Raw genomic sequence first — 24,283 nt, 5'->3', positions numbered from 1 at the left:
CGCGGGGGGTCTTTTTTGTTGCCACGGCCAGGCACGCAGTCAGCACGCAGTCAGCAACACTGAACCAGTCGAGGAGCAGGCAGTGACGCGCACGACCCCGGCAGCGACCCCTCTGGGCGACTCGTTCCACGTTTACGACACCACGTTGCGGGACGGGGCCCAGCGGGAAGGCATCTCCTACTCGGTCACCGACAAGCTCGCGGTGGCGCGGCAGTTGGACTCGCTCGGCGTCGGGTTCATCGAAGGCGGCTGGCCGGGCGCGCTGCCCAAGGACACCGAGTTCTTCCACCGCGCCGCGGAGGAGCTCGAACCGCAGCACGCCGCGCTCGTCGCGTTCGGGGCGACGCGGCGGCCCGGTGCCCGGGCCGAGGACGACCAGCAGGTGCGCGCCCTGCTCGACGCCCGGACCCCCGTGGTCACGCTGGTGGCCAAGGCCGACCGCAGGCACATCGAACGGGCGCTGCGCACCGACGTCGCCGAGGCCTGCGCCATGGTCTCCGACACCGTGCGGCACCTGGTCGCCGAGGGCCGGCGGGTGTTCCTCGACGCCGAGCACTTCTTCGACGGCTACGACCACGACCCGGACACCGCGCTGCGCGTGCTCGAAGCCGCGGGCGAGGCAGGCGCCGACGTCGCCGTGCTCTGCGACACCAACGGCGGGCAGCTGCCCATGCGGCTGGCCGAGACCGTCGGCGAGGTCATCGCGCGCACCGGTCTGCGGGTGGGGATCCACTGCCAGGACGACACCGGCTGCGCCGTGGCCAACAGCGTGGCAGCGGTGCAGGCGGGCGCCACCCACGTGCAGTGCACCGCGAACGGGTACGGCGAGCGCGCGGGCAACGCGGACCTGTTCGCCGTCGTCGGGAACCTGGCCACCAAGCTCGACATGCCGGTGCTGCCGGAGGGCAAGCTCGCCGAGATGACGCGCGTGGCCCAGGGGGTCACCGAACTGGCCAACCTCTCCCGGGACACGCACCAGCCGTACGTGGGGGACGCCGCGTTCGCGCACAAGGCCGGTCTGCACGCCAGCGCGATCAAAGTGGACCCGGAGCTGTACAACCACATCGACCCGGCCCTCGTCGGCAACGACATGCGCGTGCTCGTCACCGAGATGGCCGGACGAGCCAGCCTCGAGCTCAAGGGCGCCGAGCTCGGTGTGGATCTCGCGTCCAATCCGGACGCCGTGACCGGTGCGGTCCGCCGCGTGAAGGAGCTCGAAGCCCACGGCTGGTCGTTCGAAGCGGCCGACGCCTCGCTGGAGCTGCTGCTGCGCCGCGAGATCGCGGCCACCGAGACCGAATCCACCGGGAGCGAGCCGGAATCGGGGAGCCCGCAGGGCGAATCCCGCTTCGCCGCGCCGTTCTCGCTGGAGTCCTACCGGGTCGTGCTGGACCACCGCCCCGACGGCAACGTGGTCTCCGAGGCGACGGTGAAGGTCGTCGTCGACGGCGAACGAGTCATCGCGACCGCCGAGGGCAACGGCCCGGTCAACGCGCTCGACGCGGCGCTGCGCGAAGCGCTCGTGCCGCACCTGCCGTGGGTCGGCGACGTGGACCTGGTCGACTACAAGGTGCGCATCCTCACCGATGCGGCCGGCACCGACGCGGTCACCCGCGTGCTCGTGGAGTCCCGCGACGGCGAACGCGAGTGGAACACCGTCGGCGTGCACGGCAACATCGTCGAGGCCAGCTGGATGGCGCTGTGCGACGCGCTGGCGTACAAGGCGGCCCACCGCAACGCCCTCACGACCGGCTGAGGAGTGTGAGGTCGGGGCGCCCGCGCGGTTCTGCAGCCGAACCTCCGGGGGCACACCGCGTGGTGTACCGGCCACGGTGGGGGCGCGGATCCCGGTCCCCGCTGCCCGTGCGCGTGGAGCGGCTGCGCACGCGGGTTAGGCTGGGTGCTTCCGACTGTCGATTGTTCCCATCCCTGTCAGGGAGGTCGCTGTGCGCCTGGCTCGCGTAGCCCACTCCGACGGCGTGTCGTTCGTCGCGCTCGAACCGGATCCGCAGAACCCGCAGGAGAAGGTCCTCGCGGTGGAGATCGACCAGCACCCGTTCGGCGATCCCCAGTTCACCGGCCGCAAGTGGCCGATGTCCGAGGTCCGGTTGCTCGCGCCGATCCTGCCGACCAAGGTGATCTGCGTCGGCAAGAACTACGCCGAGCACGCGCGCGAGATGGGCGGGGAACCGCCGGCGAACCCGGTGATCTTCATGAAGCCCTCGACGAGCGTGACCGGGCCGCACGCGGCGATCAAGCGGCCGCCGAGCTCGAACCGCGTGGACTACGAGGGCGAGCTCGCCGCGGTGATCGGCCAGCCGTGCCGCAACGTCCCCGAGGCCCGCGGGACCGACGTGCTGCTGGGCTACACCATCGGCAACGACGTGACCGCGCGCGACCAGCAGCAGGAGGACGGGCAGTGGACCCGGGCCAAGGGCCACGACACCTTCTGCCCGATCGGTCCGTGGATCGACACCGCCGTGGACCCCGGTGATCTGGGCATCCGGACCGAACTGGACGGTGAGATCAAGCAGGAGTCCCGCACCTCGCTGCTGCAGCACGACGTGGGCGGCCTGGTCGCCTGGGTCTCCGCGGTGATGACCCTGCTGCCGGGGGACGTGATCCTCACCGGCACGCCCTCGGGCGTGGGCCCGATGGAAGCGGGGCAGAAGGTCTCGGTGTCCATCGACGGCCTGGGCACGCTGACGAACACCGTGCAGGACGCCTGACTCCGCGCCACGCTCGACCCAGCGCGCCCGGGACGCGGGCGGGCCGACCGCGCGGCGGGTCCGCGTCCGGGGTTCGTCCCGCTGGCCCTCGTGCACCGCGCACGAGGGGTGGACATTTCTCGCGAAATGTCCACCCCGGCCGGGTGTCACGTCTGCAGCGCGGCCGCGGGCGGGCGTTCCGGCACGGCCCCGTAGGCGATGATGTACGGCGGGATGCGGCGCAGCCGGGGCACGCGCCCGGCCAGTCGCAGCGGCAGCGGAGGACGTGCCGCGGACAGGTCGAGCTCGCCGCGCAGCGCCGGCCCGACCACGTTGTCGTGCGCGAGCCGCTGCAGCCGCTGCACCAGGGCGGTCGCGGGGTACCGGCGGCGCTGCACCGCCGCGACGTGCCTGCGCTGCAGCGTTCCGGTGCGCAGCGGTTCGGCGAGGTGGCGGGCGGCAGCTACGGCGTCCTGCACCGCCAGGTTGATGCCCACGCCGCCCACCGGCGACATCGCGTGCGCCGCGTCGCCGAGGCACAGCAGACCGGGGCGGTGCCACCGGCGCAGCCGGTCCAGGCTCACCCGCAGCAGCTTCACCTCGGACCAGTCGGCGACGAGCGCGCGGCCGTCGCCGAGCCACGGCAGCGCCGCCGCGAGGTCGGCGTTGAGCTCCTCGACGGGCACGTTCCCGCGGCGGTGGGCGTCGCTGTCCTTGGAGATGATCGAAGCGACCTGGTAGTAGTCGCCGCGGTCGATCAGCACGGTGAACCGGCGGTCGGCGATCGAACCCAGCCCCCCGGCCGGATCGGTGTCCCGCCGCGGCAGGCGGAACCACTGCACGTCCATCGGAGCGGGGAAGTCCCGCAGCGGCAGGTCCGGCAGGTCGCGGGCGAAGGAGTCGCGGCCGTCGCAGGCGACGGTGATGGTCGCGCGCAGTTCCCCGGTAGCGCCGTCGCCGGTGCGGTAGCGCACCCCGTTGACGCGCCCTCCCTCCCGGATCGGCTCGGTGACCTCGGTGCCCATCCGCAGCGTGAACGCGGGTTCCCGCCCGGCGGCGTCGGCGAGCAGGTCGAGCAGGTCCCACTGCGGGACCATGGCGATGTAGTTGTACGGCTCCGGCAGCGCGCGCAGGTCGCCGAGCACGCGGGGCTGCCCGTCGAGGAGGAGGCCGACCGTCTCGAGGCGCCGGTGCGGCAGCCGGGCGAAGTCCTCGAACAGGCCGAGCTCGTCCAGCAGGCGCAGCGTGGTCGGGTGCACCGTGTCCCCGCGGAAGTCGCGGAGGAAGTCGGCGTGCTTCTCCAGCACCGTGACGTGCACCCCGCAGCGGGAGAGCAGGAGCCCGAGGACGATGCCGGCGGGCCCGCCGCCGACGATGCAGCAGGTGGTTCGCTCCATTGCGATCCCCTCCAGCGTTCAACGCCTGTTGAATTCATGGCACCACCGGCGGTGCGCCCCCGTCAACCCGGACGGGCTCGCCCGACGCGGTGCTTCCGACGCCGCCGCGGCGCCCGCGGCGGTGAACAGCTCCCCGCACCCGCTCGGCGCCGCCGACTGGATACGCTGAAACCGTGATGAGCACGCCAGAAGCCGCAACGACACCTGTCCGCGCCCGGTTCTGCCCCTCACCGACCGGGACGCCGCACGTCGGACTGATCCGCACCGCGCTGTACAACTGGGCCTTCACCCGGCACCACGGGGGAACGCTCGTGTTCCGCATCGAGGACACCGATGCCAGCCGGGACAGCGAGGAGTCCTACGCCGCGCTGCTCGACGCGCTGCGGTGGCTCGGCCTCGACTGGGACGAGGGCCCCGAAGCCGGCGGGGAGCACGGGCCCTACCGGCAGAGCCAGCGCGGCGAGATCTACCGCGACGTCGCGCGGCGGCTGCTCGAGGCCGGCGAGCTCTACGAGGCGTTCTCCACTCCCGAGGAGGTCGAGCAGCGGCACCGCGCGGCGGGGCGCGACCCGAAGCTCGGCTACGACAACCACGACCGCGACCTGACCGAGGAGCAGAAGGCGGCCTTCCGCGCCGAGGGGCGCACCCCGGTGCTGCGGCTGCGCATGCCCGACCGGGAGATCGGGTTCACCGACCTCATCCGCGGTTGGATCTCCTTCCCCGCGGGCAGCGTGCCGGACCCGGTGCTGGTGCGGGGCAACGGCGATCCGCTCTACACCCTCACCAACCCCGCCGACGACGCGCTGATGCGCATCACGCACGTGCTGCGCGGGGAGGACCTGCTGTCCTCGACGCCGCGGCAGATCGCGCTGTACGAGGCGCTGCAGCGGATCGGTGTCACCGATTTCACACCGGAGTTCGGCCACCTGCCGTTCGTCATGGGGCCCGGCAACAAGAAACTCTCCAAACGCGACCCCGAGTCCGACCTGTTCCACCACCGCGATCGCGGGTTCGTCCCGGAGGGGCTGCTCAACTACCTGGCGCTGCTGGGGTGGTCGATCTCGGACGACCGCGACGTCTTCACGCTCGACGAGATGGTCGCGGCCTTCGACATCGGCCGCGTCAGCGCCAATCCCGCCCGGTTCGACGTGAAGAAGGCCGAGGCCATCAACGCGGCGCACCTGCGCCGGCTGGACGCGGCGGACTTCGCCGAGCGGGTGGTTCCGCACCTCGTCGGGGCCGGTGTCCTCCCCGAGCAGCCGACCGAGCAGGAGCGCGCTCTGGTGCACGCCGCCGCACCGCTGGTGCAGGAGCGGATCGCCGTGCTCTCCGAAGCAGCGGGCATGATGCGGTTCCTGTTCGCGGGCGGTGATTTCGAGATCGAGCAGTCCTCCGCGGACAAAGCGCTCACCGGTGACGCGGCGTCGATCCTGGACGCCTCGCTGTCCGCGCTCGACGAGCTGCCGGAGTGGACGGCCGCTGCGATCGAGTCCGCCCTGAAGAGCGCCGTCGTGGACGGACTCGGCCTCAAACCGCGCAAGGCCTTCGCACCGGTGCGCGTGGCCGTGACGGGACGCACGGTTTCGCCGCCGCTGTACGAGTCCATGGAACTGCTCGGCCGCGAGGTCTCGATGGACCGGCTGCGCGCCGCGCGGGAGCGCGTGCCGGCGGCGGAGTAGTCCGCGCACTGCTCAACCGAATCAGCGGCGGAGGATCACCGCGTTGGCAGAGTCGCTCCCGGCGGGTGAGCGCGTAGCCTCTCGGGGTGATCTCCGCCCCTGACGAACCCACGCGTGTGCCCAGGTCCCGCAGCGAGCGCGCGATCGCGGCGGTGAGCCTGGACATCGACGACACCCTGCTCGACAGCGAGAGCGCTGCACGCGCCGGATTGCGCGCCCTCGTCGGAACCGAGCGGGCGTGGCCGGTGTGGCGCTCGGTCACCGAGCGCCACGAGCAGCGCTACTTCGCCGGGGAGTTCGACTTCGACGCCATGCGGGTGCGCAGGACGCGCGCGTTCTTCGCGGAGTTCGGCGAGCACATCGACGACGCCGAGGCGGACCGCCGCGAACGCGTGCGGGCGGCGGCCATGCGGCGGGCCTGGCGGCTGTTCGGGGACGCCCGTCCGTGCCTGGACTGGCTGCGCGCCAACGGTATGCGCCTGGCCGTGGTCACCAACGCGCCCGGGCAGTACCAGCGCGCGAAGATCGAGGCGCTCGGCCTCGCGGGGTGTTTCGACGCGCTCGTCATCTCCGGCGAAATCGGTGTGCGCAAACCGGACCCGCGCATCTTCCGCGGGGCGAGCGAGGCGCTGGGACTGGCCCCGGAGCGGATCGTGCACATCGGTGACCGCCTCAGCACCGACGCCCTCGGTTCGGGCCGCGCGGGCATGCGCGGGGTCTGGCTGAACCGGGCGCGCGCGGGGCACCCGCCGCCCGCGGTGCCGATGATCTCCAGCCTGCGCGAGCTGCCGCTGCTGATCACCGGGTTCGCCGGCGGCGGCGGGTTGCCCGCGCAGCGGACGGTGCTCGCCGGCGCGCACGGCTGATCCGGCGGCGGCGGTGCCGCCCCCTCCGACCTCCCCGCCGGGGAAGCGTCCTCACCTGCGGGAACAGCGAAGGAGGGGGGTGGTTTCAGGGCGGCCTGCGGCGTGGTCTAAGATATTCACCAGACGGCGACGGGGAGCGCCGGGGACGAAAAACCCGCGGGTTGGAGGTCCTGGCAGCGCCCTGGAGCCGATGAACAATGGGGTATGGTGTAATCGGCAGCACGACTGATTCTGGTTCAGTTAGTCTAGGTTCGAATCCTGGTACCCCAGCTGGTCGGTCCGACTCCTTCGAAGTTCGGGCAGGACCGGGGTCCCGTCGTCTAGCGGCCTAGGACGCCGCCCTCTCAAGGCGGTGGCGCGGGTTCGAATCCCGTCGGGACTACGCTGAGCGCCGGCACCTCCTGGGTGTCGGCGCTTTCGCTTTCGCCGGCTTCGCGTTCGCTCGTTCCGCTTGCGGGCGTGCGCCGGTTCCACCCCGGCGGTACCGCGCTGCGGCCGTCCGGTAGGATTCCGCGCGGACACAGCGAGGTCCACTTGGTGCGGTCCCGTCGTCTAGCGGCCTAGGACGCCGCCCTCTCAAGGCGGTGGCGCGGGTTCGAATCCCGTCGGGACTACGGAGAACCCCGGTGCCTGCGGCGCCGGGGTCTTCTCGTCTCAGAGGCGGTTCTGCAGCGCGTCGGCCGCCGCGAGGAGGTCCGCGGCCCACCGCGAGCCCGGCCTGCGCCCCATGCGGTCGACGGGGCCGGACACGGAGATGGCCGCGATGACGTTGCCGCTGGCGTCGCGGACCGGCGCGGACACGCTCGCGACGCCGGCTTCGCGCTCGGCGACGCTCTGCGCCCAGCCGCGCCTGCGCACCTCCATCAGCGTGCGTTCGCCGAACACCGCTTCGGACAGCACCGCCCGCTGGGTTGCGGCGTCGGCCCAGGCGGCGAGCACTTTCGCCCCGGATCCCGCGTACATGGACACCGCGGTCCCCACGGGGACCGTGTCGCGCAGCCCCGAGGGCGGTTCGGCGGTCGCGATGCACAGCCGCTGCATCCCGTCGCGCCGGTAGAGCTGCACGCTCTCCGAGGTCGCGTCGCGCAGCTTCGGCAGCACCGTCGACGCCGCCTCCAGCACCGGGTCGACGGCGCCGCCGGCGAACTCGGCCAGGGCGGGTCCCGGCCGCCAGTTCCCGTCCGAGCCGCGCCGCAGCATCCGGTGGACCTCGAGGCCCACCGCCAGCCGGTGCGCCGTCGCCCGGGGCAACCCCGTGCGTGCGCACAGCTCGGCGAGGCCGCAGGGCTCCTCGGCGATGGCCGAAAGTACGGCCACGGCCTTGTCCAACACTCCGATACCGCTATGCTGTCCCACGTAACGATATTAACGTCTCGTCATATGGGATGTCCACTCTGTGGGAGGTTCCGCGACGAGCGTCACTCCAGTGGGAGCAGCAATGGGAAAGACACTCGCCGAGAAGGTCTGGGACGCGCACGTCGTCCGCGAGGGAGAGGGCAGCGAACCCGATCTGCTCTACATCGACCTGCACCTGGTGCACGAGGTGACCAGCCCGCAGGCGTTCGAGGGGCTGCGGTTGGCCGGGCGGCAGGTCCGCCGCCCCGACCTCACCCTGGCGACGGAGGACCACAACGTCCCGACCACCGGTACCGAACTGCCGATCGCCGACCCCGTTTCGCGCACGCAGGTCGACACGCTGCGCCGCAACTGCGACGAGTTCGGCGTCCGGCTGCACCCGATGGGCGATGACGAGCAGGGCATCGTGCACGTCGTCGGCCCGCAGCTGGGCCTGACGCAGCCGGGCGCCACCGTGGTGTGCGGTGACAGCCACACCTCCACGCACGGGGCGTTCGGCGCGCTCGCCTTCGGCATCGGAACGTCCGAGGTGGAGCACGTGCTCGCCACCCAGACGCTCCCGCTCAAGCCGTTCCGGACGATGGCCGTCAACATCGAGGGCACGCTGCGGCCCGGTGTGACGAGCAAGGACGTCATCCTCGCGGTGATCGCGAAGATCGGCACGGGCGGCGGCCAGGGCTACGTCCTGGAGTACCGCGGCGAGGCCGTGCGCGCCATGTCCGTGGAAGCCCGCATGACGATGTGCAACATGTCCATCGAAGCGGGGGCGCGCGCCGGCATGATCGCACCGGACGAGACGACTTTCGCCTACCTCGCGGACCGCCCGCACGCGCCCAAGGGCGAGCAGTGGGACGAAGCCGTCGCGTACTGGACCTCGCTGGCCACGGACGAGGACGCGCGCTACGACGCGGAAGTCACGATCGACGCCGACGCGCTCACGCCGTTCGTCACGTGGGGGACGAACCCGGGGCAGGGCCTGCCGCTGGGCGAGAGCGTGCCGAACCCGGCCGAGATGGCCGACGAGGCGGAACGAGCAGCGGCCGAAAAGGCGTTGGAGTACATGGATCTGCAGCCCGGCGCGCCGCTGCGGGAGGTCGCCGTGGACACCGTGTTCCTCGGTTCCTGCACCAACGGCCGCATCGAGGACCTGCGCAGCGCGGCGGAGATCATCGAAGGGCGCAGGGTTTCGGACGACGTCCGGATGCTCGTCGTCCCCGGGTCGATGAAAGTCCGCAACCAGGCGGAGTCCGAGGGGTTGGACGAGGTCTTCCGCGGTGCCGGGGCGGAGTGGCGTTCGGCCGGTTGTTCGATGTGCCTGGGGATGAACCCGGACCAGCTCTCCGCCGGCGAGCGCAGCGCCTCGACGTCCAACCGGAACTTCGAGGGCCGCCAGGGCAAGGGCGGCCGGACGCACCTGGTCTCCCCGCTGGTCGCGGCCGCGACCGCCGTGCGCGGCACGCTGTCCTCCCCGGAGGACCTGGACTGACCCGGCGCTCCGCGCGCCGTGCCCACCACGAACGACAAGGAGCAACCGCCGATGGAACCCTTCACCACGCACACCGGTGTCGGCGTGCCGCTGCGCACGTCCAACGTGGACACCGACCAGATCATCCCGGCCGTGTACCTCAAGCGGGTCGCCCGCACGGGCTTCGAGGACGCGCTGTTCTCCGCGTGGCGCGCCGACCCCGACTTCGTGCTGAACCAGGAGCCCTACCGCCGCGGCAGCGTGCTCGTCGCCGGACCGGACTTCGGCACGGGTTCGTCGCGCGAGCACGCGGTCTGGGCGTTGCACGACTACGGATTCCGGGTGATCATTTCGTCCCGATTCGCCGACATCTTCCGGGGCAACGCGGGCAAGCAGGGACTGCTGACGGCCCAGTGCGCCCAGTCCGATGTGGAGCTGCTCCAGGAGGAGCTGGAGGCGAACCCCGGTGCTGAGCTCACGGTCGACCTGCGCGAGCGCACCGTGCACGCGGGCGGCCGCACCGTGTCCTTCGACATCGACGACTACACGCGTTGGCGCCTGCTGGAAGGGCTCGACGACATCGGGCTGACCCTGCGCCACGTAGAGACGATCGACACGTTCGAGTCGCGGCGTCCGGACTTCAAGCCGACCACCGAGGAGTTGGACGCGAACTGACGCGCTGTTCGCACCAGCGGTACTTTTCGGCGCACAGCAGGAAGAACGAGGTTTTCCGGAACAACTTCAACACCTCCGCCGGAGCGAACGGCGGCCCCCTCGGGGCGACTTGATTGCCAGCCGCGCCAACGAAAAAATAGGCGTGGCGAATGGCATTTGTTTGTCATGGGCTTTACCGTTGACATTGAGTCGGCCCGAGGGGGCCGTTAGTCGTTGTCCTGGGAGGGACCTGAAGTGAACAAGGCCCAACTCATCGAGGCCCTGGCCGAACGGCTCGGTGACAAGAAGACCGCGAGCCAGGCCGTGGAAAACGTCGTGGACATCATCGTCCGCAACGTGAACAAGGGCGAGAAGGTCAACATCACCGGATTCGGCGTCTTCGAGAAGCGCGCTCGGGCCGCTCGCACCGCGCGGAACCCCCGCACGGGCGAGACCGTGAAGGTGAAGAAGACCAACGTGCCGGCCTTCCGCGCCGGTACGCAGTTCAAGGAAGTCGTCGGCGGACAGCGGAAGCTGCCGCGGGTGTCCGGGTCCAAGGCGGGCACGGCGCGGGGGCAGACCACGCGGACCACCTCGTCGCGGTCTGCGGCCTCCTCGTCGGCCACCTCGGCGAAGACCAGCCGTGCCACCACGAAGGCGAGCACCGCCAAGACCGGCACGAGCAAGGCCAGCACCGCCAAGGCGAGCACGGCCAAGACGGGCACCGCCAAGACGGGGACGTCGAAGGCGAGCACCGCCAAGACCGGCACGGCCAAGACGAGCACGGCCAAGGCGAGCACCGCCAAGACCGGCACGAGCAAGGCCAGCACGGCCAAGGCGAGCACCGCCAAGACGGGGACGTCGAAGGCGAGCACCGCCAAGACCGGCACGGCCAAGACGAGCACGGCCAAGGCGAGCACCGCCAAGACCGGCACGAGCAAGGCCAGCACCGCCAAGACGGGCACCGCCAAGACGGGCACCGCCAAGACGAGCACGACCAAGGCCGCGCCGAAGAAGTCGACGGCGAGCAAGTCGACGTCCGCGGCGAGCAAGTCGACGTCCGCGGCGAAGACGTCGGGGACGCGTTCCACCAGCACCAAGAAGTCGCAGTCCGCCGGCAAGACCACGCGGAAGTGAACGTGCTCGCCGTTGCGGTGAGCACGTTTTCCACCATCCGGCAACGGGCGGTGTCCTGACCCCTCGCGGGGAACGCGGACACCGCCCGTTCGTCGTGCGCGGGCCGCCTGCAGCGGCTTCTCAGCGCTTCGCAGGGCGCGCCGGGGTGTTTCCCCGCATCACCCGGGATCGAGCGGCACAGCGGCCGCTGCGGGCTCGTGACGGGGTTTCCGCGGCCTCATCCGGAGAAGCTCGGCATGCGGACGCGGGGCGACCCCGCACCGCGGGCCCGAACCCCGTGCCTCCGGGGCGCCGCCGCGCGCAGCGGTTCGCCCGCGCGGCGGCTGGCCCGCCGCACCGCCGGGCTCGCGGCGCGCGCCGCGCGGTGGAACTGGAGCCCTCCGGGGGATTCACCCGCGGGCCCGCGCGGACTCACGCGCGGGCCTCGGGGAAGTAGTCCGCGGCAACGAGCCGCGCAGCCGGACCGTGCCCGTTGTTCGGATGCCCACCCCGGCGGAACATCAAGCTCCACACGCTTCCCTTGGCGCTGCTGACGCCGTCGTCCAGCTGCACGCCCCCGGCCCGCGCCAACCGCGCCACGAGGTCCGGGACGACCCCGCCCTGGCTGCACACCACGACAGCGCCGGTCTCGGCCGCCAGCCGCGCCAGACGGCCGGCGGCCGCCTCCGGATCGGAGGCGTAGCCCTCCTCCGACAGCAGCGGTTCGTCGACGACGTCGGCGCCCAACCGTTCGGCCAGCGGTTCCACCGTCTGCGTGCACCGCACGCGCGGGGCCGAGTGCACGCGCGTCGGGCCGTACAGCGACAGCAGCTCGGTGAGCGCGTCGCGCTGCTCCCGGCCCGCCCCGGAGAGCGGCCGCAGGGCGTCGTCGCCGGTCCACTGCGCCCGGTCGCCCGCGTCGGCGTGGCGCACCAGCAGCACCATCACCGCATCCGTCGGGAGGCGTTCGAAGGCCGCCACCACCGGAACGTCGACGGGGTAGCTCAGCTGTTCCCGCGCCCGCTCCGGTGACATCCACCGGAGTTCGTCCACCTCCTCGTTGGCGGTGAACGCGCCGGGCAGTGCTTCCGCGGCGAAGTAATCGACCGTTTTGCCGCCGCGTTTGACCGTGTAGGCGATCTGCGTCAGAAAGCGGGAGAGGACGCAGCGAAAACCGGTCTCCTCGAGCACTTCGCGCACAGCGGCCACCGGTGCGATCTCACCGGGGTCGATCTTGCCCTTCGGCAGGGTCCAGTCGCCGTAGCGGGGCCGGTGCACCACGGCGATCTCCCGGCCCTGCGCACCCCACCGCCACAGCACGGCCCCCGCGGCGCGCGTCACCACCGCGGGCGGACGCTGGTCGCTCTCCTCGGCGGGCCGGTCCTCCGTCCTGTCCATGCTCCACGACACCTCGTGCTTCACGACACCTTCGCACCGTGCGTTCGCAGCATCTCCAACTGGTGGTCGCGCACGCGCTCCACGCCGCGCGGAGACGCCTCCCAATCGCCCTTCGCGTTGAGCACCCAGCAGCGCGTGGCCGGGTGCAGGGCGGAATCCAGGATCGAGTCCAGCTGAGCGGTCAGCCGCGGATCGGTCACCCGCACCTGCGTCTCGATGCGCCGGTCCAGGTTGCGGTGCATCATGTCCGCGCTGCCGATCCAGTGCTCCTCGCAACCCTCGAAGTGGAAGATCCGCGAGTGCTCCAGGAACCGCCCCAGGATGGAGCGTACTTCGATGTTCTCGCTCAGTCCGGCGACCCCCGGCCGCAGCGCGCAGATCCCGCGCACGACGACGCGGATCGGCACGCCCGCCCGCGAGGCGTGGTACAGCGCATCGATGATCTGCTCGTCCACGAGCGAGTTGACCTTCATGCGGATGCCGCTGCCCAGTCCCTGCCGGGCGCGTTTGGCTTCCGCCTCCACGCGCTCCACGATGCCGCCGCGGATCCCCTGCGGTGACACGAGGATCTTGCGGTAGGTGTCGTGCTTGGCGTAGCCGGTGAGCACGTTGAACAGGTCGGTGAGGTCCGCGCCGACCTCGGGCGAGGCGGTCAGCAGCCCCAGGTCCTCGTACAGCCGCGCGGTCTTCGGGTTGTAGTTGCCGGTGCCGAGGTGGCAGTAGCGGCGGATCGTCGAGCCCTCCTGCCGGACCACCAGGGCGGTCTTGCAGTGCGTCTTCAACCCGACGAGGCCGTAGACCACGTGCACGCCCGCGCGTTCCAGCGTGCGGGCCCACTGGATGTTGGCCTGCTCGTCGAACCGCGCCTTCAGCTCCACCAGGGCGACGACCTGCTTGCCCGCCTCGGCCGCGTCGATGAGCGCGTCGACGATGGGCGAGTCCCCGGACGTGCGGTACAGCGTCTGCTTGATCGCCAGCACGTTCGGGTCCGCGGCGGCCTGCTCGATGAAGCGCTGCACCGTGGTGGAGAACGCGTCGTACGGGTGGTGCAGCAGCACGTCGTCCTCGCGCAGCGTGGCGAAGATGCTCTTGGACGTCCCCTCGGCGAACGCGGGGTGCGTCGCGGGCACGAACGTCTGGTACTTCAGTTCGGGGCGCTGCAGCCGGTGCAGCTGGAACAGGCACGACAGGTCCAGCAGCCCGCGCCCCTCGACCACGTCGTGCCGGTCCACCTCGAGCTCGCGCAGCAGCAGCTCGAGCATGTTCTCGCTCATGGTGTCGGTGACTTCCAGCCGCACCGGTGGGCCGAACCGGCGTCGTGCGAGTTCCCGCTCCATGGCCTGCAGCAGGTCCTCGTCGCGGTCCTCCTCCACCTCGAGGTCGGCGTTGCGGGTCACGCGGAAGATGTGGTGCTCGGCGACCTCCATGCCGGGGAAGAGCTTGCCCAGGTGCGCGGCGATGAGCTCCTCCAGCGGCAGGAACGTGGCGCGCTCGCCGTTGCGCTCGGACTCCACCCGGACGAGGCGGGCGACGTTGTCCGGCACCTTCACGCGGGCGAACCGGCGCACGCCGGCCTCCGGGTCGGCCACGTTCACCGCGAAGTTCAGCGACAACCCGGAGATGTACGGGAACGGGTGCGCCGGGTCCACCGCGAGCGGCGTGAGCACGGGGAAGATGTGCTCCTCGAAGTAGGCCGACATGTGCTCCCGGTCCTCGGCGTCGAGCTCTTCCCAGCTGATGACGGTGATGCCGTGGCTGCGCAGCTCCGGCAGCAGCTCCTCGGTGAACACCCGGGACACCCGCCGCATCAGGTCCTGGTTGCGCGCCGCGATCCGCTCCAGCTGCTCGTGCGGTGTGAGCCCGTCGGCACTGCGCACGGCCAAGCCGGCTTCCTCGCGGCGCTTCAGGCCGGCCACCCGCACCATGTAGAACTCGTCCAGGTTGGAGGCGAAGATCGCGAGGAACTTCACGCGCTCCAGCAGCGGCTGCGAGGGGTCCTCGGCGTGCGAGAGCACCCGCGCGTTGAAGTCGAGCGAGGACAGCTCGCGGTTGAGGTACCGGTCGTCGGGCAGGTCGGTGCTGGCGGCGGCCCGCGTCGCGGCGGGCGGTGCCGACGGCACGCGCGCGTCCCCGTCGGATTCCGGCGGCGCGCCGTCGGCGAGGGACGGTCCCGCGGGCACGCCGGGCTCGAGCGCCCGCGGCGCGGCGTCCGCGCCCCGGGGCCCTTCCGGCGAGTCGACCGCCGAGGTGCGCGCCGGTTCGTTCGTCCGGTCCGTGCTGTCCGAGCTCACCTGGTCATTGTCGCTCATGCGGCGGGGGTTCCTCGACGGTTGAACGGGTTCGAAACGCAGCGGTCACTCCGCGGCCCCGGGTCGGCCGCGGAGTGTTCGGCCGCGCTTGGCGATTGTCCGCGACCAGCGGGTTCCCGGCGAACCCGGTGCGCTGCGGCGCGCTCAGCAGAGCGGGTCCGGCGCGGTGCTGCCCGGGGCCGCTGCACCGTCCGGTGCCGCGCCGCCCTGATTCGCGCCGCCCTGATTCGCGCCGCCCTGCGGCGCGTCCTCCTGCGCCGTTCCCCCGGGGGACGTTCCCCGCGGGCTCGCGTGCGCGGCCAGCGCCCGCCGCGTGCGCGTTCCGAGGCCGAGGCGCGCGGCGTGCTCGAGGTCCGCGGCCGTGTCCACGTCGCACCGCAGCGAGGGCCACGGGCCGGTGAGGGCCGGCGCGCCGGACCGCGCGTGCGCCGCGGCCGAGGACGCGCCGAAGCGCGGTTCCAGCGGTTCGTCGCGGCCCGCCACCAGCAGGGTCGTGCCGGTTCCGTGCCGGTCCGGGCAGAACGCCCGTCCGCCGCCGGAGGCGCGCAGCGCCGCGTCGAGCTCCTCCGGCCGCAGCGCGGGAAGGTCGGCCTGCAGCGCGCCCACGCGGCGCGCGCCCCGCCGCACCGCGAGCCGCGCGCCGTGCCGCAGGGCCGCGTTCAGGCCCGCGTCCGGGGCGTCCGCGCACGTTTCCACCCCGTGCTCGCGAAACAGCGCCCGCAGGGCCGGATCCGAGGTAACGACCGTCACATCCGCCACACCGCTCGCGGCGCGCGCGGCGAGCACCGTGTCCAACACCACCGCCGCGACCAGGGCGGTGTGCGCCGTCCGCCGCCCGGCACCCGCGTCCGCGGCGCCGTGCAGCCGTGTTTTCGCCAGGTCGAGCGGTTTGACCGGGACCACCAGATGAGCGCGGTGCTCGTCGACCGCGGAGCGCGTGCTCGCCGGGGGAACGGTCACCGAGCCCTCCCGGTTCCTCTGGCCGTGCGGGGAGTGGTCGCCTGCTGGGTGGTCGCCGCGGGCGCACCGGGCGCGCGGCACCCCCATTGTGCCGCCTCGACCGGAACCGGGAGGGTGCACCTCGGACGGCGGCGGGTAGGTTGACGTGGACCCGAAGCGGCCCGAGGCGGGCGAGGTGTGCGAAGGAGCTGTCGTGGCGGAACCGAGGAGGAGTCTCCGGCGTGAACGTCGCCGCACCCGCGAGGCGGCGCGGGGCGTCGGCAAGCTGTGGATCGGCCTGGCTCGCGCGGTGTTCTACTCGCTGACCGCCGCGCTGTCGCGCACCCGCGCGTGGGGGATGCGCAACGTCCCCGAGCGGGGTCCAGCGCTGCTGGTGCTCAACCACGTCTCGCACCTCGACCCGATCTACGACGCGGTGACCGTGCACCGCACCGGGCGCATCCCCCGCTTCCTCGCCAAGGCCGACCTGTGGCGGGTGAAGGTGGTGGGTTCGCTGCTCACCGGTGCGGAGCAGATCCCGGTCCCGCGCGGCACGGCCGACGTGGAGAAGAGCCTGCAGGCCGCGCACGAGGCGCTGCGCGAGGGCAAGATCGTGCTCATCTACCCCGACGGCACCATCACCAAGGACCCGGACGGGTGGCCGATGCGGCCGAAGAGCGGGCTGGCGCGGCTGGCGCTGCACCACGACGTGCCGGTGATCCCGGTCGCCCGGTGGGGCACGCGGGACATCTACGACCACTACGCCAAGCGCTTCCGCCCGTTCCCGCGCAAGCGGGTCACCTACCACTTCGGCGAACCGGTGGACCTGTCCGCCCTCCGGGAGGGCACGCCGGACGCGCACGCGATCCAGGAGGTGACCCTGCTCGTGATGGGGCGGGTCCGCGCGCTGCTGGGCGGACTGCGCGGCGAGCAGCCGCCCGAGGAGTACTACTCGCCGCGGCGCGGGGGATCGCGCGGCCGCTCGGGTGGTGCGGAGCGGAAGCGGGGCGATGACGGTGCGGCCTGAGCGGACTCCGCACATCGCCGTGCTCGGCGCGGGCTCCTGGGGCACCGCCTTCGCGAAGGTCCTCGCCGACGCGGGCAACGACGTGCTGCTGTGGGCGCGCCGCACCGAGATCGCCCGGGACGTCAACGACGAGCACCGGAACGCGGCGTACCTGCCGGAGATCGCGCTGCCGGAGCGGCTGCGCGCCACCACCGACGCCGCCGCGGCCCTGCACGGCGCCGAGGCCGTGGTGCTGGCCGTGCCGAGCCAGAGCCTGCGGGAGAACCTCGCCGGGTGGCAGCCGCTGCTGCCCGCCGGGGCCACCCTCGTCAGCCTCGCCAAGGGCGTGGAGCTGAGCACGCACAAGAGGATGAGCGAGGTCATCGCCGAGGTGGCCGATGTGCCCAGCTCGCGCGTGGCCGTGGTCTCCGGGCCCAATCTGGCGCGGGAGATCGCCGAGGAGCAGCCCACCGCCACGGTCGTGGCCTGCGCCGAGCACGAGCGCGCGGTGCGGCTGCAGCGCGCGTGCTCGACCGGGTACTTCCGCCCGTACACCGACACCGACCTGGTGGGCATCGAAATCGCCGGCGCGTGCAAGAACGTCATCGCGCTGGCGTGCGGCATCGCGGCCGGCCTCGGCTGCGGGCAGAACACCACGGCCTCGCTCATCACCCGCGGGCTCGCCGAAACCGCGCGGCTCGGCGAGGCGCTGGGGGCGGACCCGCTGACGTTCTCCGGGCTGGCCGGGCTGGGCGACCTCGTGGCCACGTGCGCGTCCCCGCTGTCGCGGAACCGCACGTTCGGCGAGCGCCTGGGGCGCGGGGAGAGCCTCGCCGCCGCGCAGGAGGCCGCCCACGGGCAGGTCGCCGAGGGCGTGAAGTCCTGCACCTCGATCCGCGCGCTCGCCGAGCGGCACGGCGTCGACATGCCCATCGCCGACGTGGTGCACCGCGTCTGCCACGAAGGCCTCGCCCCGGGGCCGGCGGCGGCGGAGCTGCTCGGCCGCGAGCGCAAACCGGAGAAACCGCGCACGACGTCCGAGCACGGCGGAACAGGAGCGCCGCGATGAGCCCGACCCGACCGGAGGAATTCGGCGACGGCACGCGCTGCGTGCACGGTGGACACCCCGTCCCGGAGCCCGGGGCGCCGCTGCACCCCGGGCCCGTGTTCGCCGCCCCGTACCACCTCGGCGAGCCCGGTGGGGGAGAGGACTTCTACGGCCGCGCGGGCAATCCCGCGTGGCGCGCGCTGGAGGCCGCGCTCGGCGACCTCGACGGCGGGCGCTGCGTCCTGCTGCCCTCGGGGATGGCGGCGGTGAGCACGCTGTTGCGCAGCGTCCTGGAACCGGGCGACGCCCTGGTGCTGCCCGATGACGGCTACTACGCCACGCGTGACTTCGTGCGCAGCGAGCTCGCCTCGCTGCGGCTCGAGGTGCGGGAGGTGCCGACACCGGGACCGTGGACCCCGGACGTCCTCGCCGGGGCGAAGCTGGTCCTGCTGGAGACCCCGTCCAACCCCGGCGGGGACGTCTGCGACATCGCCGCGGTGGCCGCGGCCGCGCACGCGGCCGGCGCGCTGGTCGCGGTGGACAACACGACCGCGACCCCGCTGGGGCAGCGCCCGCTGGAGCTGGGCGCGGACGTGACCCTGGCCAGCGACACGAAGGCCCTCGCCGGGCACAGCGACGTGCTGCTCGGGCACGTGTCCACGCGGGACGAGGAGCTGGCCCAGCGCCTGGAGCGCGCCCGCGCGTTGTCCGGGGCGATCCCCGGGCCGTTCGAGACGTGGCTGGTGCACCGCAGCGCGAGCACCCTCGATCTGCGGCTGGCGCGCCAGGCGGAGAACGCGGCGGCTCTGGTGGACGCGCTCGCGGAGCACCCCGCGGTGTCGGACGTGCGCTGGCCGGGGTCGCCGGCGGACCCGGCGCACGAGGTGGCCGCGCGCCAGATGCGGCGCTGGGGCGGGGTGTTCCGCTTCCGGCTGGCCGACGCCGCTGCCGTCGACCGGCTCGTGGAGCGCAGCGACCTGCTCGTCGCGGCGACCAGTTTCGGCGGTGTGCACAGCACGGTGGATCGGCGGGCCCGCTGGGGCGATCCGGTGCCGGAGGGCTTCGTCCGCTTCTCCGCCGGCTGCGAGGACCCGGCCGACCTCGTCGCGGACGTGCTCGCGGCGCTCGGGTGACGCGCGGCACGCCCGGGGTGCCGGGCGCACGCCGGTGATGCTGGGTACACGGGAGTGTGACCGGAGCATCTCCCGCTTGACGGGGCGGTCCGGGACTGGTTTGGTGCGTGGCGTGTTGCAGCGTGCGTGGACAGTCCGACGCCTCGATCTGGGCGTGCGCCGGGGTACCGGCCTGCGCGCCCACATCGATCTGCGCCGTGTCGCCAGCGCGCTGTGTCCGTGTCTTTCGCGCTGATCGGTTCCGCACCTGGCCGCTGCGCGTGCGCACCGCCGCCGCGCGCCCCTGCTCGCGAAGGATGCCCCTCCCGTGTTCGCCGTTCCGGAAAACACCGTGACTCTGCCTGCCGAGGCCTCCCCCGCCGATCCGGTGAGGCCCACCGCCTTCCGCCCGTCCACCGCGCACCCGGTGCGCCTGGCGCGGGAACTGGCCGCCGACCGCGCGCGCTGGGCCCACCTGCTGCGCTACGACCCGGACGAGCGCTGGGCGAAGCGCTTCCTCGTCACCGAGGACCACGAGGTCTGGCTGCTGAGCTGGCTGCCGGGCCAGGGCGCCGAACCGCACCACCACGGCGGCGCCACCGGCGCGTTCACCGTCGTCAACGGCACGATCACGGAAAACGTGCTGCGGGCCGGTTCCGAAGCGGTGCACGTGCTCGGTCCGGGCCAGTCCCGCGTGTTCGGCCCGGACTACGTGCACCAGATGCGCAACGAGGGCGCGGACCCGGCCGTGACGATCCACGTCTACAGCCCGGAACGCCGCATGGGGCGGTAGGCCCGCCGTGACTCGGACAGGACCGCACCGCCGGTGCAGCGCGGAGTCATCGCGGTGCAGCGCGGGGTCGCCGCGGTGGGGGGCGGGGAACCGGTGAACGCCTCCGCCGTGGAGCCGGCGATCGCGCTGTCCCGGGACAGCGCGATCCCGCTGCCCGCGCAGATCGCCGACGCGCTGCGGCAGGCGGCCGCCGACGGCCGCCTGCGGGGCGGGGACCGGTTGCCCTCGACGCGCGTGCTCGCCCGGCAGCTGGGGGTCAGCCGCACGGTCACCGCCGCGGCTTACGAGCAGCTCCACGCCGAGGGGTGGATCAGCGGTGTGCGCGGCTCCGGCACCTACGTCACCACGACCCCGCCCGCCGCGGCGTCCCGGCTCGCCGCGGCACCCGCGGCGCCGCGGGGACCGGGGCCGGAGCAGGAAACGCCGCTCGTGCCGGGCGCGCCGTGGGCCGAAGGCGTGGACACCGCAGCCTGGCGCCGGGCGTGGCGGGCCGCCGCGGACCACCCGCCGGACTGGCGCACCAGCCGGGCGGGTCTGCCGGAGTACCGCGCGGCCGTGCTCGAACACCTGCTGCGGCACCGGGGACTGGCGGTGACCGCCTCCGCCGACCCGGTCGGCAACGTGCTGGCGACCGGTGGCACGACCGCCGCGGTCTCCGAGCTCGCCGCGGTCGCGCTGCGGCCGGGCGACGTGGTCGCCGTCGAGGAACCCGGCTACCAGCGCGCGGTGGCGGCCTTCCGCGACGCGGGCGTGCACGTCGTCCCCGCGCCGGTCGACCGCGCCGGGGTCCTCGTCGAGGGAGTCCCGTCCGGGGTGCGGGCGGTGTACTGCTCGCCCGCGCACCAGTACCCGCTCGGGGGGCGGCTGCCCGCGGAGCGGCGGATCGCGCTGGTGGAGCGGGCCCGCACCGAGGGGTGGTTGGTCGTCGAGGACGACTACGACGGCGAGCTGCGCTACGACGTGTCGCCGCTGCCGGTGCTCGCCTCGCTGGCACCGGACGTCGTCGTGCACCTCGGCACCACGAGCAAGCTGCTCAGCCCCACGCTGGGGGTGGGGTGGATGGTCGCCCCCGCCGCGGTGCTCGCGGCGGTGCTGGACCACCGGGAGCGCACCGGCACCGGCCCCGCGCCGGCGGGGCAGCGGCTGCTGGTCGAGTTCGCCCGCACCGGGGACCTGGCGCGGCACCTGCGACGGCTGCGCCGGGAGCTCTCGCGCAGGCGTGCCGAGGTGGTGCGCGCTCTCGAGGAGTCCGGGGTCCCGGTGTTCGGCGACCAGGCGGGGGCGCACGTCGTGGTCCCGCTGCCCAGCGCCGAGGCGGAGCGCGACGTCCTGGCCAGGGCGCGGGAGGAGGGGCTCGTGCTCGACGGCCTGGCGCGGCACCACCAGGGCGAGCAGGTGTGGTGCGGCATCGCGCTCGGGTTCGCCGCGTGCCCGCGCGAGGAGCTGCACAGCGCGCTGTCGCGGCTGGTCCGGTTGTGCGGCGGGACGGCGGGAGCAGCGGGTTGAGGGGCCGCGCAGCGGGTGCACGTCCCGCCCGCGCGGCCTGCCGGGGCGCGGTATCGTCCGGTGCATGGCACAGCGCAAGACCCGGGTGGCGGTCGTTTTCGGTGGACGCAGCAGCGAGCACGGCATTTCCTGCCTGTCGGCCGGAAGCGTGCTGGCGCACCTGGACCGGGAACGCTTCGAGGTCGTCCCCGTGGGGATCACCGCGGAGGGCGGCTGGGTCCTCGGCACCGACGATCCCGCGCAACTGGCCCTGCACGGCCGGCAGGAGCCCAGCGTGGCCGAGGACACCGCGCTCGTGCTGCCCGCGGACCCGACGCGGCGCGAGCTCGTGCACCTCGACTCCGACCGCGCCGGGAGGACGCTGTCCGATGTGGACGTGGTGCTGCCCGTGCTGCACGGCGCCTTCGGCGAGGACGGCACCGTCCAGGGGTTGCTGGAGATGGCCGCGTTGCCCTACGTGGGCGCGGGCGTGCTCGCCAGCGCCGTGTCGATGGACAAGGAGTACACCAAGAAGCTCCTCGCCGCGGAGGGCCTCCCGGTCGGCGAGTACGCCGTCGTGCGCCGCGGGGCGCGCACGCTCGACGACGAGCAGCGGGCGCGCCTGTCGCCCCCGCTGTTCGTCAAACCCGCGCGGGCCGGTTCCTCGGTCGGCATCACCAAGGTCGCCGACTGGGGCGGGTTGGACGACGCCATCGCCGAGGCCCGCAGGCACGACCCCAAGGTGATCGTCGAGTCCGCCTGCAGCGGGCGCGAGGTCGAGTGCGGCGTGCTGGAGTTCCCCGACGGCCGGGTGGAGGCCTCGATGCCCGCGGAGCTGCGCGTGACCGGCGAGGCCGACTGGTACGACTACGAGTCGAAGTACCTCGACGACGTCACCGAGTTCGACATCCCCGCGAAGCTCCCGGACGAGGTGGCCGAGGGCGTGCGCGACGCCGCCGTGCGCGCCTTCCGCGCCCTCGAGGGCCAGGGCCTGGCCCGGGTGGACTTCTTCGTCGCCGAGGACGGCGCGCTCGTGCTCAACGAGGTCAACACCATGCCCGGGTTCACGTCGATCTCGCTGTACCCGCGGATGTGGGAGCACATGGGCGTGGACTACGGCGCGCTGCTGACCACCCTCGTGGACACCGCGCTGGCGCGCGGCACCGGTCTGCGGTGATCCCGCGACCCGGTGGGGATTCCGCTGGTCGGTTGACGCGGGGAGTCCGCGGATCGGCTGGTGCAGCGGCTCGGGCGGGGGAACCTCCGGCGAGGCCTCGCTGCGGGATCACCACCGGGTCGCCACCTGCTCCCCGCTGCCCCGGCCCTCCGCCCCGGACAGCGGACATCGGGCGCCCTCCTACTCCCAGCTGCCTCCGGCCGCCGCTCGGGCGCGGTCCGGCGGTTCCGGCGGCGGGTGCTTGACCACGAGCGCGAGCAGCAGCACGGCCAGCGGCAGTGCGCACATGGCCAGCAGTGCGGGCCGGTAGGACTCGGCCGCCGAGCGGCCGAGCGCCAGCAGCAGCGGCCCGAGCGAGGAGGCCCCCACGGTCACCGAGTGCACCGTGCCGCGGAGCGCCCCCAGGTGCCGCAGGCCGAAGCAGCGGGGGAAGGCCACGGCTTCGAGCGTGCGGACGCCGTTGATGCAGATGCCGAGCGCGCAGCCGTAGGCGAACGCGCTCCACCCGGGCTGCACCCAGCCGGCGCCGGCGGTCGCACCGGCGAGCACGGCCATGACGCCGATGATGAGCGCCCGATCGCCGATGTGGTCGGCGAGCCAGCCGAGCGCGAAGCTCGCGCCGAGCCCGGCCAGGGTCTGCGGGACGAACGTGGCGGCGGCCTCGGCCGGGCTGAGCCCGCGTTCGCCGAGCACGGACACGAGGTGGAACGTCAGGCCGGTGGATACCAGGCTGCACGTTCCGACGCCGCTGGCGACCAGCCAGAACATGCCGGTGCGCACGGCTTCCGCGGGGGTCCAGTCCACCGCGGGCAGGTTGCGGCGGCCGCGGCCGGAACCGCCGTCCCCGGACTCCTCCGCTCCGCGCGGCGCCCGAGGCGGTTTCCGGGGCAGCACGAACGCAGCTGCGGGCACGACGAGCAGGAGGACGGCCACGCCTTCCCAACCCCACACCGCGCGCCAGCCCAGCTCGGCGATCAACCGCTCCAGCAGCACCGGTGCCAGCGAGATCCCCGCGGTGCCCAGTGCCGAGGTCACGCCCATCGCGAAACCCCGGTGGCGGTGGACGTAGACGGCGACGGTCGTGGTGGCCACGAGGTTCAGCGCGCCCTGGCCGCCGACGCGGATGCCGACGAAGGCGGCCGTGAGCCCGACGACCTCGGTCACCGCGGTGGCCGCCAGTAGGACGCCGCCGAAGCACAGGCCGATCGCGAGCATGACGCGCCGCGGCCCGTACCTGTCGATGAGCCTGCCGAGCAGCGGCAGCACCAGCGCCCCGGAGAGCGAACCGACGAGGTAGGCCGTGGAGACCGCCGCGCGCGGCAGTTCCAGCGAGCGGATCAGCGGGTCGATGAACACCGAGATCGCGGCGGTCTGCCCCGGGGCGGTGAGGGCGAGGGCGATCGACGCCGCGGTGATCACCCGCACCCGGTCGCCGCGCCCGGTCCCCGGATCCGCGGTCGGCTGCGTCGGTGCTCTCGTCTCGGAAGCGGTGTGCACGCGGCTCCTTCTCCGCCCTCGCGTGTGCTGTCACTGCGGCCGGCGTACCGTGCTACGCCTCCGCGGGTGCGGCGGACACCGCGCGGTGACGCATCCCACGACAGAACGTTCGTGTTTCACACGAACGTTCGCAGTGCAGTGCTCCGCGTTGCGGTGGTTCTGCGGGGAACTCCGCGCCGAGCGGTTCCGCGCCGGACGAGCGCGAGCTCGGGCGTGCGCGGAACGCGGCCGCTCCGCCCGGAACCCTATCGCGACGTCAGGGTTGCCCGCGGCGCGCG

The 24,283-nt window shown here is 73.1% G+C and carries 19 protein-coding genes and 3 tRNA genes; 16 read left to right on the top strand and 6 right to left on the bottom strand.

Annotated elements, in window-relative coordinates:
- The first annotated feature begins 82 nt into the window (after positions 1–82).
- Both cimA and ACVGV0_RS18540 read left to right on the top strand, forming a co-directional pair.
- On the top strand, positions 83–1,756 hold the full coding sequence (gene cimA, locus ACVGV0_RS18545; RefSeq protein WP_459156961.1) for a citramalate synthase: 1,674 nt from the start codon (positions 83–85) through the stop codon (positions 1,754–1,756).
- 190 nt (positions 1,757–1,946) lie between these two features.
- The gene (locus ACVGV0_RS18540) at positions 1,947–2,729 is read left to right on the top strand and encodes a fumarylacetoacetate hydrolase family protein (RefSeq protein WP_459156960.1); all 783 of its coding nucleotides are present in this window, start codon (positions 1,947–1,949) and stop codon (positions 2,727–2,729) included.
- A 146-nt stretch (positions 2,730–2,875) separates the two neighbouring features.
- On the opposite strand, the gene ACVGV0_RS18535 is transcribed toward ACVGV0_RS18540, so the two are convergent.
- Positions 2,876–4,105 carry an FAD-dependent oxidoreductase gene (locus tag ACVGV0_RS18535; RefSeq protein WP_459156959.1) on the bottom strand — a complete coding sequence of 410 codons (1,230 nt, stop codon included), beginning with the start codon at positions 4,103–4,105 and terminating at the stop codon, positions 2,876–2,878.
- A gap of 176 nt (positions 4,106–4,281) precedes the next feature.
- Here ACVGV0_RS18535 and gltX point away from each other — a divergent pair, with 176 nt between their 5' ends.
- The 5 genes from gltX to ACVGV0_RS18510 all read left to right on the top strand — a co-directional run bounded on the left by gltX (position 4,282) and on the right by ACVGV0_RS18510 (position 7,264).
- Positions 4,282–5,784: a glutamate--tRNA ligase gene (gene gltX / locus ACVGV0_RS18530; protein WP_459156958.1), complete on the top strand. Its 1,503-nt coding sequence runs from the start codon at positions 4,282–4,284 to the stop codon at positions 5,782–5,784.
- 86 nt (positions 5,785–5,870) lie between these two features.
- A complete protein-coding gene (locus tag ACVGV0_RS18525; protein WP_459156957.1) occupies positions 5,871–6,650 on the top strand; it encodes an HAD family hydrolase in 780 nt (259 codons plus the stop codon).
- Between the two features lie 198 nt (positions 6,651–6,848).
- A tRNA-Gln gene (locus tag ACVGV0_RS18520) sits at positions 6,849–6,920 on the top strand.
- Positions 6,921–6,959: 39 nt separating this feature from the next.
- Positions 6,960–7,032 (top strand) — tRNA-Glu (locus ACVGV0_RS18515).
- 159 nt (positions 7,033–7,191) lie between these two features.
- Positions 7,192–7,264 (top strand) — tRNA-Glu (locus ACVGV0_RS18510).
- Positions 7,265–7,304: 40 nt separating this feature from the next.
- Here ACVGV0_RS18510 and ACVGV0_RS18505 read toward each other — a convergent pair.
- Positions 7,305–8,006: an IclR family transcriptional regulator gene (locus ACVGV0_RS18505; protein WP_459156956.1), complete on the bottom strand. Its 702-nt coding sequence runs from the start codon at positions 8,004–8,006 to the stop codon at positions 7,305–7,307.
- An 82-nt stretch (positions 8,007–8,088) separates the two neighbouring features.
- On the opposite strand from ACVGV0_RS18505, the gene leuC reads away from it, so the two are divergent.
- The 3 genes from leuC (at position 8,089) to ACVGV0_RS18490 (ending at position 11,262) form a co-directional block, all read left to right on the top strand.
- Positions 8,089–9,492, top strand: a complete 1,404-nt coding sequence (gene leuC, locus ACVGV0_RS18500; protein ID WP_459156955.1) for a 3-isopropylmalate dehydratase large subunit — start codon at positions 8,089–8,091, stop codon at positions 9,490–9,492.
- Between the two features lie 51 nt (positions 9,493–9,543).
- On the top strand, positions 9,544–10,146 hold the full coding sequence (gene leuD, locus ACVGV0_RS18495) for a 3-isopropylmalate dehydratase small subunit (RefSeq protein WP_459156954.1): 603 nt from the start codon (positions 9,544–9,546) through the stop codon (positions 10,144–10,146).
- Positions 10,147–10,380: 234 nt separating this feature from the next.
- Positions 10,381–11,262 carry an HU family DNA-binding protein gene (locus tag ACVGV0_RS18490; protein ID WP_459156953.1) on the top strand — a complete coding sequence of 294 codons (882 nt, stop codon included), beginning with the start codon at positions 10,381–10,383 and terminating at the stop codon, positions 11,260–11,262.
- 411 nt (positions 11,263–11,673) lie between these two features.
- Here ACVGV0_RS18490 and ACVGV0_RS18485 read toward each other — a convergent pair whose 3' ends face one another.
- The 3 genes from ACVGV0_RS18485 to cofC all read right to left on the bottom strand — a co-directional run bounded on the left by ACVGV0_RS18485 (position 11,674) and on the right by cofC (position 15,908).
- Entirely contained in the window at positions 11,674–12,639 is a 966-nt protein-coding gene (locus ACVGV0_RS18485) for an NUDIX hydrolase (protein ID WP_459156952.1), read from the bottom strand.
- A 20-nt stretch (positions 12,640–12,659) separates the two neighbouring features.
- Complete coding sequence (locus ACVGV0_RS18480; protein ID WP_459156951.1) at positions 12,660–14,948, bottom strand: RNA degradosome polyphosphate kinase; 2,289 nt, start codon at positions 14,946–14,948, stop codon at positions 12,660–12,662.
- A gap of 144 nt (positions 14,949–15,092) precedes the next feature.
- A complete protein-coding gene (cofC, locus tag ACVGV0_RS18475; RefSeq protein ID WP_459156950.1) occupies positions 15,093–15,908 on the bottom strand; it encodes a 2-phospho-L-lactate guanylyltransferase in 816 nt (271 codons plus the stop codon).
- A 193-nt stretch (positions 15,909–16,101) separates the two neighbouring features.
- On the opposite strand from cofC, the gene ACVGV0_RS18470 reads away from it, so the two are divergent.
- From ACVGV0_RS18470 to ACVGV0_RS18445, 6 genes are all read left to right on the top strand, one after another.
- Positions 16,102–16,914: a lysophospholipid acyltransferase family protein gene (locus tag ACVGV0_RS18470; RefSeq protein WP_459156949.1), complete on the top strand. Its 813-nt coding sequence runs from the start codon at positions 16,102–16,104 to the stop codon at positions 16,912–16,914.
- Positions 16,898–17,962, top strand: coding sequence for an NAD(P)H-dependent glycerol-3-phosphate dehydrogenase (locus ACVGV0_RS18465; RefSeq protein WP_459156948.1), 1,065 nt, complete (start codon positions 16,898–16,900; stop codon positions 17,960–17,962). Before ACVGV0_RS18470 ends, ACVGV0_RS18465 begins: the two co-directional genes overlap by 17 nt.
- Positions 17,959–19,074, top strand: coding sequence for a cystathionine gamma-lyase (locus ACVGV0_RS18460; RefSeq protein WP_459156947.1), 1,116 nt, complete (start codon positions 17,959–17,961; stop codon positions 19,072–19,074). Before ACVGV0_RS18465 ends, ACVGV0_RS18460 begins: the two co-directional genes overlap by 4 nt.
- Before the next feature lie 307 nt (positions 19,075–19,381).
- Positions 19,382–19,846 (top strand): cysteine dioxygenase, encoded by a 465-nt coding sequence (locus tag ACVGV0_RS18455; protein ID WP_459156946.1) that lies wholly within the window; start codon positions 19,382–19,384, stop codon positions 19,844–19,846.
- 93 nt (positions 19,847–19,939) lie between these two features.
- Entirely contained in the window at positions 19,940–21,352 is a 1,413-nt protein-coding gene (gene pdxR, locus ACVGV0_RS18450; protein WP_459160056.1) for a MocR-like pyridoxine biosynthesis transcription factor PdxR, read from the top strand.
- Between the two features lie 64 nt (positions 21,353–21,416).
- Positions 21,417–22,508, top strand: a complete 1,092-nt coding sequence (locus tag ACVGV0_RS18445; protein WP_459156945.1) for a D-alanine--D-alanine ligase family protein — start codon at positions 21,417–21,419, stop codon at positions 22,506–22,508.
- 180 nt (positions 22,509–22,688) lie between these two features.
- Here the strand turns inward: ACVGV0_RS18445 and ACVGV0_RS18440 are convergent, their stop codons facing one another.
- Positions 22,689–24,005, bottom strand: a complete 1,317-nt coding sequence (locus ACVGV0_RS18440; protein ID WP_459156944.1) for an MFS transporter — start codon at positions 24,003–24,005, stop codon at positions 22,689–22,691.
- Positions 24,006–24,283: the final 278 nt, after the last annotated feature.

Source organism: Salinifilum ghardaiensis (assembly GCF_054491345.1).
The sequence above is the reverse complement of the archived record's forward strand: the minus strand, read 5'-3'. Positions and strand labels throughout refer to the sequence as shown.

What these genes read in the sequence shown, in the direction of transcription:
- ACVGV0_RS18535 (WP_459156959.1), bottom strand. Translation starts at nt 4,105, where the DNA reads ATGGAGCGAACCACCTGCTGCATCGTCGGCGGCGGGCCCGCCGGCATC.
- gltX (WP_459156958.1), top strand. Translation starts at nt 4,282, where the DNA reads ATGAGCACGCCAGAAGCCGCAACGACACCTGTCCGCGCCCGGTTCTGC.
- leuC (WP_459156955.1), top strand. Translation starts at nt 8,089, where the DNA reads ATGGGAAAGACACTCGCCGAGAAGGTCTGGGACGCGCACGTCGTCCGC.
- leuD (WP_459156954.1), top strand. Translation starts at nt 9,544, where the DNA reads ATGGAACCCTTCACCACGCACACCGGTGTCGGCGTGCCGCTGCGCACG.
- ACVGV0_RS18485 (WP_459156952.1), bottom strand. Translation starts at nt 12,639, where the DNA reads ATGGACAGGACGGAGGACCGGCCCGCCGAGGAGAGCGACCAGCGTCCG.
- ACVGV0_RS18480 (WP_459156951.1), bottom strand. Translation starts at nt 14,948, where the DNA reads ATGAGCGACAATGACCAGGTGAGCTCGGACAGCACGGACCGGACGAAC.
- ACVGV0_RS18465 (WP_459156948.1), top strand. Translation starts at nt 16,898, where the DNA reads ATGACGGTGCGGCCTGAGCGGACTCCGCACATCGCCGTGCTCGGCGCG.
- ACVGV0_RS18460 (WP_459156947.1), top strand. Translation starts at nt 17,959, where the DNA reads ATGAGCCCGACCCGACCGGAGGAATTCGGCGACGGCACGCGCTGCGTG.
- ACVGV0_RS18445 (WP_459156945.1), top strand. Translation starts at nt 21,417, where the DNA reads ATGGCACAGCGCAAGACCCGGGTGGCGGTCGTTTTCGGTGGACGCAGC.